The organism is uncultured Paraglaciecola sp. (assembly GCF_913020055.1).
Lineage (GTDB): Bacteria > Pseudomonadota > Gammaproteobacteria > Enterobacterales > Alteromonadaceae > Paraglaciecola.
Map to the genome: position 1 here is coordinate 42,860 of NZ_CAJWCF010000013.1, position 13,585 is coordinate 56,444.

Genomic DNA, 13,585 nt, shown 5'->3' on the forward strand with positions numbered 1-13,585 from the left:
GCAATACGTGTAAGGGTAAGGTATTTTGCATAAGAGTCATTTACTTAGCTTTGAAGGAGCGATGGTAGAATTCATTGCTCAGACTAAACCGCAACAACTGGCGGTATTGGTTAATATGGTGAGTATGGCTGAAGCAGAAGAAATTTTGCAAGAAGCCTACCTGAAGGTGTATTTACTAGTGAGTAAAAACCCGAATAAAGACCAGCCAATAGAGCAATTGATGTCTTTGCAACCTATGCTTTACTCTATCGCTAAAAACCTCGCTATTAGCAATATTCGACATCAAAAAGTAGTCAATTTGCATCTACAAAAAAGTGGTAATTGTTTAGAAGAAAGTGAAACTCTGCAAACACAAAGTTCAGAGTATGAGTTAATCAAGCAAGATCAAGAAGCGTTGTTACTAAGTGCTATTAATCAGCTTCCACCCATATGTAGGCAAGTTTTTGTGCAACGAAAGTTACATTCTAAAAGTCATGCTGATATTGCAGCTATGCTGGGCATTTCTACAAAAACTGTGGAAAGTCATCTAGCTAAAGGGCTGGCCTTATGTAGAGAATATGTGCGTAAAACCAAACAAGTGGACCACAGCAAATTACGAGCGAATTCAAATTGAATATCGAAGAGTGGTCAGGTTATGAACTATCAGAGCTTGTGCTTGAAGAAGCGGCAAACTGGATAGCCTCGCTCGATTCAAAAACGTTGGATGAAAATGGGCAAATAGCGTTTTACGATTGGTTGCAAGCACACCCCTCACATCAGCATGCTTATTTGGAACTGTCAGAGTTGTGGGCGAAAAGTTCCTGCATAAAAAGTATGGAGCATATGGTCGAAAAGTCCCAAGTGGTGTCTTTTCCAGATAAAAAGATTAAAGCCGCGCCTCAACCTGAATCCCTCCACCCCTCAAGTAGTCCAGCCTGGGCTTATTCATTGGCCATCGGTCTTATTTTTGTTGGTCTAAGCATGCCTATTATTCAGCAGTTTGTTTAACAAAAAACGGTATTGTTTTTGCCTTATGTAAAATTTGTGTAAATAAAAGTAAGGGTTTTACAGCCCTCATGCGTTTGTAATGAAAAGAATAACAATTCATTTATCGAGGCAAACACATGACACACTGTTTTATTCAGAATAAAAACCATCGATTTACCCCTAAGCTTCTCTCACTCACCATGGCTTCTCTTTTTTCATTGTCGACGTTTGCCCAAGACGCCAGCACCAATAATGATGAAGAAAAATCAATCGAAAAGATTCAAGTCGTTGGTTCGCATATTAAAGGTGGGCAAGTCGCTGAGGCATTGGCCGTTTCAGTTATAGGCGCTGATGCAATTGGCTCCTTGGGGATTGATTCTATCGATGATTTATTACAGCTTATTCCTGAAAATGGACAAAACTTTTTTAATGAAGCTGAAAATATCGGTGGTGGTGTAAATGCCGCTCGCGGTGATGTAGGTACATACAACCTGCGTAACTTAGGTACGGGCAACACCCTAGTGTTGCTAAACGGTCGAAGAATGGTTAACTCTGCGTCTTATCAAACTGAAGAAGTGGGTGGCAGTTTTGTACCTGTTAGTTCGGTTAACGTTAATACCATTCCTGTTGTTGGGTTAGATAGAGTGGAAGTGTTGCGCGATGGTGCATCGGCTATTTATGGCGCTGATGCGGTAGCAGGCGTGGTAAACCATGTATTAAAATCTGATTTTGTGGGCTTTACCTTATCGGGAAGATGGGCGGAATACGAACATTTACCCCGTGACCAACAAACCTTAACCCTTGAGTGGGGCAAAGATTTTAATGAAGGTAGAACTAATGTAAGTACCTTTATCAATTATTTCTCTCGCGACCGAGTCAACTCTCAAGATGATGAACGTTGGGCAGATTCTGATTTTCGATCACGGGTACCTGAAGATTCTCCTTGGTTCGGTAGCACCGCATTTCGCAACAATTCGGCCAACTCGTTATTTGGCCAGTATGATCTAGTGAGCAGTGCATCTGGTGCCGGAGTAAGGGATGTGTTTACTGATGGTAGTGGTGAATTTGAAACTTTTCCGATTGGTGACCGCGCTGCGAATACGACCTGAATACCACTACCTGTGGGCGCATAGATGGTGGGGGTACATACCGATTAAACCTCAATGCCGACCGAGATTTAAGTTCAGAGCTTACAAGGATGAACTTTTTTATGTTCATCAACCATGAATTTGAAAATGGTGCTGAAGCCTTCACTGAAATGTCTTTTTACAAATCTGAAACCAATTTAAGGCGCCATGCCACTGCACCGTTTTCTACCTCAAAACTCAGAGTCGGCGCAGAAAATTACTACAACCCATTTGGTCCTTGTGGCTCACCTAATAGACTGCCCGATGAATTAATCCCTGATGTGCCTTGTAGTGGTCTTGAACTCACCATTGATAATTACCGCTTTGCCGAATTACCACACATAGTCGATAACGATGGCGACACTTATCGTTTCTTACAAGGTTTTAGAGGTGAAATGGGAGAGTGGGATTGGGAAACCGCATTTTCACATTCCAAAGCAACAAAAGAAGATACCACCCATAATCGTGTTTCAAATAACCTTATGGCCGAAGCATTATTTGACTCTACAGCCGCTGCGTATAATCCCTTTAGTGGTGGGGTGAATTCAAATATAGAACGAGCACTGATAGACGTAGTGAGATTCAATGAAACTGAATTGACCACCTTTGATGCTAAATTTTCACATCCCGAATTATTTATGTTACCTGCCGGACCCGTGGGTTTTGTTGTTGGGGTTGAATATCGTGAAGAGTCTTTTATTGATGATCGCGATGATAGGTTAGATGGCACCATAACGTTCACTGATTATGAAGGCGACGTTTACCCCTATGTATCTGATGTGGTTAACTCAAGTCCTACTCCTGACAGCAGCGGAAAGCGTGATGTTTCGTCTTTATTTGCCGAGGTGCAAGTACCTATTCTTGATAATTTAAATGCTCAAGTAGCGATACGTTATGAAGATTTTTCTGATGTCGGTAACACAACTGTAGGTAAGGTAGCCTTTGGCTGGCGTCCAGCAGATATGTTGTTGGTACGTGGTTCTTGGTCAGAAGCGTTTAGAGCCCCTAATCTAATTACGGTAAATGAAGATATCGTTGCACGTAACAATAATCGAAACGATTATGCCTGTATCTATGCCGCAGAAAACGGCGGTGACCCAGATCAGGATACGCTTGATTGTAGAAACTCTATACAACGTATTGCCCAAGGTAGTGATTTTTTAAAACCTGAAGAGTCCACTAATACGTCTATAGGTATAGTGCTGACTCCTACTGATGAACTCACCGTGACCTTCGATTATTGGTCAATTGAAAAAGAAAGCACTATAGGTTTATTTGGTGAAGAGAATCACACTGTATTGGATTTGTTGTTACGAATTGAAAACGGTTTGAGTAATTGTGACTCCGCTCAGTTTAATCCAGCTGTCACTCGTCAAACACCAGATGATGATCAAGTCAGCATATACGAAGCCGCTGGCATATGTGCCGGAGGAGACATTCAGTTTGTAGATGATCAATATGCTAATTTAGATGACCGTAATTTAGCAGGTTATGACATTGGTATTTATTACGATGTAAAAACTGAAATGGGTAAATTTAAGTTTAGCTATAATGGCTCATTCATAGAAGAATTTGAGCAAGTGGCTGGTGGCCAAGCGGCAGTGCTTGTAGCAGCACAAGAATCAGGAGTATTGCCAGCTAACATTCCTATCGCTGGATTTGCTGATTTAATTGGTCAAGATGGTAATCAAGAAAAACGCGAATCTATGCGTGTGTCGTGGAGTAAAGGTGATCTTGCTGCTTCTTTGAGTGGTAATAAAATAGGTAGCTTTTACCAAAGTTCATTAACGCTCAATGACGGGACGCGTTATGTCATACCTTCAATGACCACATTTAATGCTACCTTTGACTATAGCTTTGATGTGAATGACATCAGTACACGTTTACGTTTTGGCATTCGTAACCTAACCGATGAACGGGCGCCACTTGCTGACCGCTACTTCGGATTTTTCTCTGATGCTCATCGAGATTATGGCCGTAGTTATTACATGGATTTTAAAACCAGGTTTTAACTCCTATCGACACTTGGGCCAGATTTTCTTATATGATCTGGCCCACCTCTATGAACTAAAACATAAGGCAGTAAAATGAGTAATAGCTTACCGGATATTACCGATCAACACCGTGCTCGATTCCAAGATATCGGATTGATTATGGGACCAGGGGTTTTTGTCCTGATGATGTTTTTTGGTGGATCCCAAACCACTATGGATCCAGCTGCATGGCGCGTGGCGGCCGTTGGCTTATGGATGGCCATTTGGTGGGCAACCGAAGCAGTACCAGTACCAGTTACCGCATTTTTACCTATTGTGTGTTTTCCCTTTTTAGGTATTACTACATTAGCAGAAGCAACGGCTTCTTATGCTAACCCCATCATTTACCTATTTCTCGGTGCGTTTATTTTGGCCCTTGCTGTAGAGCGGTGGGATTTACACAAACGTATTGCATTAGGCATTTTATCTTACACCGGCACAGACGGTACTCGGCTGATTGGCGGCTTTATGTTAGTCGCTGCTTTGTTGTCTATGTGGATGACAAACACCTCCACTACCATGATGTTAATGCCCATTGCATTATCTGTCGCCAGAGTGATTGCTGAAAACAACACGCATTTAAGCCAAGAACAAACTAAATCTTTTCAAGTTGCCATGTTACTGGGGCTAGCTTATGCAGCAACAATTGGTGGTTTAGCCACATTAGTAGGCACGCCACCTAACGCTCTGTTAGCGGCATTTTTGAATGAAAATTATGACATCAAAATAACCTTTGCTAGTTGGATGTTGGTAGGTGTACCGGTAATGTTAGTGATGTTGCCATTGGCTTGGTTATCGCTTACCCGCTGGACATTTAAGATAAATATTCCGGCTAACCCTGAAGTGAACAAACATTTAGCAGAACTCAGACATGACTTAGGAAAAATGACCTCTGCTGAAAAACGTGTAGCGGTTCTTTTTGCACTAGTAGTTGTATTCTGGATTGTCAGAAGACCGATATCCAACTTGCTGAATATCGATTTTTTAAGTGATACGGGCATAGTCATGTCTGCCGCTTTACTACTATTTTTATTACCCAGTGGTGATCAAAAACAACCGCAACTTATGATTTGGCATGATGTTAATCGATTGCCTTGGGGTGTGTTGATTCTGTTTGGTGGTGGCTTAAGTTTAGCCGCTGCCGTGTCGTCGTCTGGGCTGGCAGCCTGGTTAGGCAGTAGTCTTACACCTCTTGGTGCATTTGGCGTATTTACTTTGGTCATTGCTGCTACAGGCTTAGTGATTTTTCTAACTGAACTGACGAGTAACGTGGCAACTGCAGCTACCTTTTTACCGGTAGTCGCTGCCGTTGCACTCGAATTAGGGGTGTCGCCATTACTGTTGTGTATTCCTATTACATTGGCGGCAAGTTGTGCCTTTATGTTACCTGTAGCTACACCGCCTAATGCTATTGTATTTGCATCGGGGCTTATCAATATTCCGCAGATGGTAAGAGCTGGCGCGGTATTGAACGTGATTGGGATGTTGCTACTTTCTGTCGTCTCAATTTGGTTAGCGCCGTTGGTGTTTTTATAATGGACAAGCGCTCAGCTAAAACCAGTGTGAAATTATCGGCTTTGTTACTGTTGTTTTTTTGCATAGGTCAAAACGTTTATGCGGCAAAAGACCAAGCCATTAATGAGGCGTTTTTTAATAGCCTTGTTGCACCTAAAATACATCCTGCGTCGAATCTAACTCGCGTATTGTTTGTGGGTAATAGTTTTAGTTTCTACAACAATGGTGTTCACAATCATTTAGCTAGTTTGATTCGTTCTTCTGGAGAGTGGAAAAGAAATAACCGATTACGTTTATCTACGTTATCCGGTGGGCATATCAGCGAACACAGTGCAGATTTAAACGATCTGTTAAATAACCCCTCAGGAAAATGGCAAGCTATTGTATTGCAGGGTCACAGTAACGAACCCCTTCACCCTAAAAAAAGTCTCAATTTTGTTAAAGCCACATCTCTAGCGGTGCAGCAAATCAAAGCTAAAGGTGTACAGCCTATATTGTTCATGACTTGGGGATATAAAGAGCAACCTAAAATGGGGATAGAGCTTGCTGATATTTATACAAAATTGGCTAATCAGTTAGACGTGTTAGTCGTGCCGGTTGGTTTGGCTTTTGCGATGGCAGAAAGGGAACTTAGCAATATCGAACTATTTGTGCCGGATGTGTTGAGCGTGGATAGTTCGCAAAAACTCACCTATCGTAAAGACTGGAAACATCCCAGTGAGGCAGGCACTTATTTGGCTGCCTGTGTGTTTTATTCGACTTTATATCAACGTTCTCCCGAAGGATTGATCTTTAATGGAAAATTAGAAGAGGACGCTGCTTTGGCTTTAAAAAAGCTCAGTTGGCAAGTCACTCAACAATTCTACTCAAAGGGTTAACCGGTGAAAATAAAAAGCAGTATCTACATACTATTAGTACTATTATTTTGTGTGTTTGGTGGTGATTTGTATGCCAAAGAATGCGAATTTGAAACAGTCAGTTTTATGACGAACTTTGAAACTGGTAGGCTAAATAGTTGCAAGCAGCTGTCTAAACATCACTACTTATTAACCACCGATGCAGAAAATCGTCCGATCAATCCCAGCCCTTGGTATGCCTTTAAAGTTGAACCCAAGCAAGGTGTGAAAACACAGCAAATTAAAATTACTGTACAAGCAGAGCAAGCCAAATCTAGATATCTACCTAAAATGAGTCCCGACAGTAAAACTTGGTACAACTTACCTTTTACCAATAAAGACAATCTATTAACGTTTGAAATAAGCCTTTCCAAAGCTTTGTATATTGTAGGGCAAGAAATTATCAATAATAGCCAATACCAAAGCTGGATGACTGAAATAGCCAATGTCAGTAGTTTTACCAAGATCACTCTAGGCAACTCTACATTAGGCCGACCTATTGATGGGTTAATTTCGCAAAACCCTAATAGTACTGGATGGTTGCTGATTATAGGCCGCCAACATCCACCAGAAATAACAGGTGCGCTGGCGCTGTTTAGTTTTGTGGATGAGCTGGCACAAACATCCCAGTCCCAACAAGCGTTTTTACAACGTTTTAATGTGCTGATTATACCTAATCTAAATCCAGATGGTGTAGCTGCAGGGAACTGGCGACACAACAGCAAAGGTGTAGATTTAAACCGAGATTGGGGTAAGTTCACTCAAGTTGAAACGGCTTTAGTTAAAGCTAAATTAGATAGCCTACTAAAAGGTCCGCAGCGCCTAGTGTTTGCTTTGGATTTTCATTCTACTCAGCAAGATATTTTTTACACCATGCCAACAGATTACACTGTGGCCCCCGCACAATTTGCTACTGAGTGGTTGGCTAAAATAAAAAACCAAAGTGTTGCGTCTTTCGTAGTCAGGCCTAAACCAAGTTCAAGTCCAGGTCGTGGGGTGTTTAAACAATATATTGCCGATAAATATAATGTACATGGGATCACATTTGAATTAGGTGACAACACCCAAAGAGAGTTAATTGACCATATTGCTAAAGTCAGCGCTGAATCACTTATTGTGCAGATGCTTGGCACAGCACCACATGCCTTTAATTATTCACCTACAATCCAATAAAATTCATCTAAAGAGAAAGTCAGTTTTTAAATTTGTATTAAATAATCAATAAGCCCTTCCATTCGGGCTTTTTTTTGTTCAAAAAATAGCGCAAAGTGAATGTAGGTAACACTTTATCTTGTTTGGTATAACCTAACTTTGGAGGACGCAGTGAAAAAACTTTCCCATCTACTCATTATTTTATCCTTGTCTGTGTATAACCAATTTGTTTTTGCACAAGTTGAACGCAGCCAATTGACTAGCAGTATTGAAAACAGGGAACCCACCGACAATCTAGAAGGTTTAGTACAAGGTCAAAACGGAGAAGTGAAACGTGTTTATTTTTTTACCCAGATTGTGGGGCTAGCTAACCAGCAAGTGACCCATCGATGGTTGTACCAAGGCGAAGAAAAAGCAGCTGTGACTTTGAATATCGGTGGTGATAATTGGCGTACTTACTCGAGCAAAAGTGTACCCAATTATTGGCAAGGTAAATGGCAAGTACAAGTATGGCATGGTGATTTAATGTTAATTAGCCACCATTTCGAAGTGAGTTATTCTCAATCATAATATGTACTTTTGTATTGGATTAGAAAAGGACAACTCATCAACCAGTTGGCATTGTTTTATATCAATATTTTATTCATATAAATAAGTAAATATTCAACAAATTGTGCCGTACTGATTATAATCAATATTGTATAGTTTTTAATTCGAGTAGGTTGTTTTGGTATTTAAGCTTAACAAGAATAAAAAAATAATTTGGACTTACATTTACGTCTATATATTTTGTCTTTGTGCTGGTCATCAGGCTCATGCTGGTAGCTATGTAATTGGTGTCGAAGACATAAAATACTACCCCTATTTTGATTTCACTTCAGACAAAGCAACGCTTGCAAAATCTCTTTTAGATCAGTTTGCTAAAGATAGTGGACATACGATTAGTTACCTTCCGTTACCTATTAGGCAGTTTCCAAAATGGCTATATAAAGAAAATATTGATTTTAAGTTTCCCGATAATGCAAAGTGGCAAAAACAAAGCAACGTCCAGCAATTAACTATACATTTTAGTGAACCGGCAGTGGCTATGACTGCAGGCACTATAGTACTAGCTAAAAACCAACATAAAGAAGAAGATTTCTTTAAGACCATAGGCTCAATTACTGGCTTTACCCCTATTCACTGGGGGAAACAAATCGAACAAGGAAAAGTCAGCATCTATGAAGATTCAAGTCCTAAAATATTAGTGAAATATCTTGCTAACGGACTTATTGATGGTTTAGATGTAGATCTTGCCGTAGCAAAGGATGGATTACAAAAATTAAATCTTCAACAGAAGCTAGTGATCAGCGAACATCTTCCAAAGCAGGATTTTTCTTACCGGTTGTCTACTGTGAAGCACCCAGAAATTATCAAACAGTTCAACCAATGGTTAGTAACACGCCAAAAATATATTGAAACGCTAAAGGTCGAGTTTGGCATTTTAACTATTGAACCGAATCAAGCTAATATGGTTAAAAAGTAATTAGTTCCGATAAAATTATTTCATCTATTATTTAATTAGAATAGAGCATTTTTCCTATAACCTAGGGTGCTTATTTCGCTGTTCGGATGGGGAAAGTGCGATGGGAAAAACACTGATTCGTTTCGCGAAACCAGAAGAAGCACAGTTGCTAAGTGAGTTAGCCCAATGTTCAAAAGGGCATTGGCCGTATGACGCTGATTTTTTAGCCAGCTGCAAAGAAGAGTTAACCTACAATGAAAGTCAGCTCGCCTCGCCTCAGTATTGCTTTAAAGTTGCAGAATTAGGTAATCAGACTATCGCAGGATTTTTTGCGCTTAACTTTTCAGAAAGTGATTCTCCAGAGCTTGAAGCTTTGTTTGTTGACCCAGTTCTTATAGGCCAAGGTTGGGGTAAACAGTTGTTAAATGCTGCAGTTTCAGTCGCAAAAGAACACAAAGCAAAAAGCATAAAATTACAAGGCGATCCCTTTGCGGAGGATTTTTATCTAGCAAATGGTGCAGTCAAAGTGGGGGAAACGGAATCTAACAGTATTCCAGGGCGTTTTTTACCTTTACTCGAAATTTGTCTTTAGCCAAACACTCATAGTCCTTATGTTTCTGATAACATATGCTGCGTAATTTTTTGTTCAGGAATTTTCATGTCAACACGCATTATCCGTATCGCTACGCGCAAAAGTGCCTTAGCGTTATGGCAAGCCGAATACGTTAAAGCAGCGTTACTTAACGCCCATAAAAATCTGCAAGTCGAACTAGTGCCTATGAGTACGCAAGGCGACAAGATCCTTGATACGCCTTTAGCTAAAATTGGCGGCAAAGGTTTATTCATTAAAGAGCTAGAAGTGGCTATGACCGAAGGTCGGGCAGACATTGCCGTGCATTCTATGAAAGATGTGCCTGTCGCTTTTCCTGAAGGCTTTGGATTACATGCCATTTGTGAAAGAGAAAACCCGTTTGATGCTTTTGTCTCGAACCACTTCAAATCACTGGAAGAATTACCGCAAAATGCTGTGGTAGGTACGTCGAGTTTAAGACGTCAGTGCCAATTGCGTAAAGTCAGACCTGATTTGGTGATCAAAGATTTACGTGGCAATGTGAATACGCGTTTAGCCAAGTTAGATGCAGGTGAATATGACGCCATTGTTTTGGCCGCAGCAGGGTTAATCCGACTAGGCATGCAACACCGTATACAAACCGAAATCCCAGCCGAGTTATCTCTACCTGCGGTAGGGCAGGGGGCAGTGGGCATTGAATGTCGTAACGATGATGCGGATTTGATTACCTTGTTAGCACCTTTAAATCACCTCGAAACATCCATTCGAGTGCGGGCAGAGCGAGCTATGAATGCCAAATTAAACGGTGGTTGCCAAGTGCCCATTGGCAGTTTTGCTGAATTGTCTGGTCAAAATATCACTCTGTGTGGTTTGGTGGGGTCTGTGGACGGTAAAGTAATGTTGCATGCTAAACAGACCGATAGCCTAGAAAATGCCGAAAAGTTGGGGGAACATGTCGCAGAATTGTTACTTGCCCAAGGGGCGGGAGAAATCCTCAGTGCGTTACAAGCTAGTTAGCCTGTGACCTTTTTACTGCTTAGGCCTCAAGCAAAATGCCAAGCAAGCGCGCAGGCATTTAAACAAGCGAAATTGTCTGCTGTAGCTTGTGGTTTAATTGCTACTGTTTTAGATGATGATGCTATTGGCCAATTACCGTCAAAAATAGGCAATTTATCTAGCCACGTTTACGTTATTGTGACCAGTACAGTGGCGGCCGAGCAATGTGTGTTGATGGTAAATCAATGGCCCAATAATGTTTGCTTTTTTGCAGTGGGAGCCAGTAGCGGAGATTTGTTACAAAAGGCTGGTTTGACTGTTGTTGTTCCACAAGAAGCCAGAACAGAAGGATTACTTGCTCTTCCCCAACTTAATCATATTGTTAATCAACGTATTGTTATTATGAAAGGTTTTGGTGGCCGAGAATTGCTCCACGATACCTTGGTAACCCGTGGTGCTAAAGTAACTGAGTGGGAGGTGTATAAACGCGTTAAATTAGACGCCCCAGTTTCTACACAAGACTGGCGTGTCGAGCAAATTCGTTGCATTATTGCCACTAGTGGTGAAGTTATTCAGGCAGCCTTTGATTTTTTTGAAGCGGATTGGCTCAAAACGTTAAACTGGATCGTAGTTAGCCAACGAACTGCAGATATTGCATCTAAACTGGGTGTAACCCAAATAGATATTAGCCGTGATGCCAGTGATCAGGCCCTTATTCAATGCGCACAACATTTTGTTAATCGCGTAAGACATTCTTCGGAGCACTAAATGGCAGATAGTCAGGACAAGTTAACCCCTTCAGATGAAGCAAAACTGGCCGAGTTAGAAAAACAATTGGCCAAAGAAAAAGTAGTGAGTCCCTCAGCAAAAAAAGTGCAGGGGGCAGCGGCTGCGAATAAAAGTGCTGAAAAAGCTTCGACAAATTTTAATGACTCTTTAACCAAAGAAAGCAGCTATAAAAGCAAAGCTGCTGTTCGTCCAGATAAACCAGCTACTAAATCAAATAGCAAAACAGGTGTATTGTGGTTTTTTACCCTTATTAATTTATTACTACTGGCATGTATCATTGCTGCAGGATATTGGGTTTGGTTGCAGTGGCAAACACAAAATCAACAACAAACTGATGCCATAGCTGCTCAGCAAACAAGTATGCAACAGCAGCAAGCCAGTCTAGATCAGCAACAAAATAACATCGCTGAATCTCTTGCTTCTACTCAACTGGCAAAAAGTGATTTGGCTCAACAAAACCAAAGATTACAGAGCAGTTTACAAAGCTTGACGGAAGAGCTTCAACTTACTAGCGCACAAGTGCAAATAAACCAACGTAATTTGGCAGATGTATCGGGTCGTAGACCGGCTGATTGGTTATTGGCCGAAGCAGACTATTTAGTACGTATGGCTGGGCGCAAACTTTGGTTAGAACATGACGTAAAAACAGCCATCATGATGTTGCAGTCTGCTGATAGCCGTATTCAAGATTTAGATGATCCCAGTTTGTTACCTTTGCAGGCTAAATTGGCTGAAGATTTACAAACTCTGCAACAAGTACTCAGCAGCAATGTGGTGCGAGAAAAGATGCAAGGTCTGCGTGACCTATCGCGAATGCGCATCGGTCTGCACACATGGCGAGAAAAAATTGCTTTGTACAAAGCGCTGGTGAACGAGCGCTCACAGCAACGTTTGGCACAGCGTGACAGCCTGCAAACCTTGGGTGTCGACCAGCGTCAACAAACACTCACGCTGGAGCGTGATGAGAAACAGAAACAGCTGGAAAACATACTGGCGAAGAAAGACTATCTTGCGTTAGCCAGCGGCGAAACCGCAGAACTTCTCGAGATCTTGGATCGCGCTCGTGGCAATATTGAGACATTGAAGGCGGCGGGTGAATCGGTGAGTTATGAGGAGGAAGCCTACCAACGTTATCGCGGAATCTTACTTTGGCGAGCCAGTGAAACTTACAGCGAACAAGTTTGGATGGCGAAAAAACACCTTCGTGGTCTGGATCAAGCCTTGTTGAGTTTGGGAGAGCGAAAACAAACCATCGACAAGGTACTGACCGAAGCACCTGATATTCTCCCTTGGCTTGATAAGCTCGATCAAAAGAGCCTAGCCATTGATGAGCACAACGCCCGTGTTGAGCGGGCCATTAGCCGTGCTGAAGGAGCGCTTCGCCAAGAACTACTGGCAGCACTTAAGCAGCAGAGGCAACACTTGAAATCATACCTTGCGCAAACACGACTTGCGATTGCTCGCCTGTTGGATGCCGCGCTGAGGGCGCAGGAATCATGATGCGCCCAAGCAGACAGTTGATCTTGAGTGTCACTTTGGCCTGCAGTCTTGGCGCCTGTAGTTTTATGCCGGATGAGCCCCTTGATACATCGCCAAAACTAAATGCCTTAGAACCTGCACGACTGCCGGACGTGAGTTACCCCGTGCCAGAAGTACAATTGGCACAAGTAGCTGACAGCTATCAAAAGGCATTGGAGGTGACGGAAGACCCCCGCACCCAGCGACAAATTCGCATTCGCCTTGCGGATCTTGAAATGCAAAGGGCCCAAGAGATGATGTTGGCCAGCGAAGTGGCCGGTCGGTTTTTTGATCGAGCCATTGGTTTGTACCAAGAACTGATTGCTAACACAGAGCAAGGTGCAAGCGACACTGACGATGTTCAAGCGCGCGATCAACTCCTGTATCAGCTGGCTAAAGCACACGCGTTGGATGGCGATACAGATAAGTCGGAAGCTGTTTTGGCGAGTTTAGTGGATGACCATCCACAATCCGACTTTGTGGCCGAGGCAAAATTTCGCCAAGCGGAAAGAAGTTTC

At 42.0% G+C, this 13,585-nt stretch carries 14 protein-coding genes; all 14 read left to right on the forward strand.

Annotated features, from left to right (window positions below; translation table 11 throughout):
- The first annotated feature begins 25 nt into the window (after positions 1-25).
- Entirely contained in the window at positions 26-613 is a 588-nt protein-coding gene (locus tag QZ488_RS04600) for an RNA polymerase sigma factor (protein WP_293746627.1), read from the forward strand.
- On the forward strand, positions 610-987 hold the full coding sequence (locus QZ488_RS04605) for a DUF4880 domain-containing protein (protein WP_293746628.1): 378 nt from the start codon (positions 610-612) through the stop codon (positions 985-987). Before QZ488_RS04600 ends, QZ488_RS04605 begins: the two co-directional genes overlap by 4 nt.
- 116 nt (positions 988-1,103) lie before the next feature.
- Positions 1,104-2,075, forward strand: coding sequence for a TonB-dependent receptor plug domain-containing protein (locus tag QZ488_RS04610; RefSeq protein ID WP_293746629.1), 972 nt, complete (start codon positions 1,104-1,106; stop codon positions 2,073-2,075).
- Positions 2,076-2,176: 101 nt separating this feature from the next.
- On the forward strand, positions 2,177-4,105 hold the full coding sequence (locus QZ488_RS04615) for a TonB-dependent receptor (protein ID WP_293746630.1): 1,929 nt from the start codon (positions 2,177-2,179) through the stop codon (positions 4,103-4,105).
- 75 nt (positions 4,106-4,180) lie between these two features.
- Complete coding sequence (locus tag QZ488_RS04620; RefSeq protein ID WP_293746631.1) at positions 4,181-5,662, forward strand: DASS family sodium-coupled anion symporter; 1,482 nt, start codon at positions 4,181-4,183, stop codon at positions 5,660-5,662.
- Positions 5,662-6,519, forward strand: coding sequence for a hypothetical protein (locus QZ488_RS04625; protein WP_293746632.1), 858 nt, complete (start codon positions 5,662-5,664; stop codon positions 6,517-6,519). The genes QZ488_RS04620 and QZ488_RS04625 overlap by 1 nt, the downstream gene beginning before the upstream one ends.
- 3 nt (positions 6,520-6,522) lie before the next feature.
- On the forward strand, positions 6,523-7,710 hold the full coding sequence (locus tag QZ488_RS04630; RefSeq protein WP_293746633.1) for a M14 family metallopeptidase: 1,188 nt from the start codon (positions 6,523-6,525) through the stop codon (positions 7,708-7,710).
- Between the two features lie 150 nt (positions 7,711-7,860).
- Complete coding sequence (locus QZ488_RS04635) at positions 7,861-8,259, forward strand: DUF2914 domain-containing protein (RefSeq protein ID WP_293746634.1); 399 nt, start codon at positions 7,861-7,863, stop codon at positions 8,257-8,259.
- A 157-nt stretch (positions 8,260-8,416) separates the two neighbouring features.
- On the forward strand, positions 8,417-9,214 hold the full coding sequence (locus tag QZ488_RS04640; RefSeq protein WP_293746635.1) for a hypothetical protein: 798 nt from the start codon (positions 8,417-8,419) through the stop codon (positions 9,212-9,214).
- Between the two features lie 100 nt (positions 9,215-9,314).
- Positions 9,315-9,785, forward strand: a complete 471-nt coding sequence (locus QZ488_RS04645; protein WP_293746636.1) for a GNAT family N-acetyltransferase — start codon at positions 9,315-9,317, stop codon at positions 9,783-9,785.
- A gap of 66 nt (positions 9,786-9,851) precedes the next feature.
- Positions 9,852-10,781 (forward strand): hydroxymethylbilane synthase, encoded by a 930-nt coding sequence (hemC, locus tag QZ488_RS04650; protein ID WP_293746637.1) that lies wholly within the window; start codon positions 9,852-9,854, stop codon positions 10,779-10,781.
- A 3-nt stretch (positions 10,782-10,784) separates the two neighbouring features.
- Entirely contained in the window at positions 10,785-11,528 is a 744-nt protein-coding gene (locus QZ488_RS04655; protein WP_293746638.1) for a uroporphyrinogen-III synthase, read from the forward strand.
- A complete protein-coding gene (locus QZ488_RS04660; RefSeq protein ID WP_293746639.1) occupies positions 11,529-13,049 on the forward strand; it encodes a uroporphyrinogen-III C-methyltransferase in 1,521 nt (506 codons plus the stop codon). It begins immediately after the preceding gene.
- A partial coding sequence (locus QZ488_RS04665; protein WP_293746640.1) for a hypothetical protein occupies positions 13,049-13,585 on the forward strand: 537 nt, incomplete at its 3' end. The genes QZ488_RS04660 and QZ488_RS04665, both read left to right, overlap by 1 nt.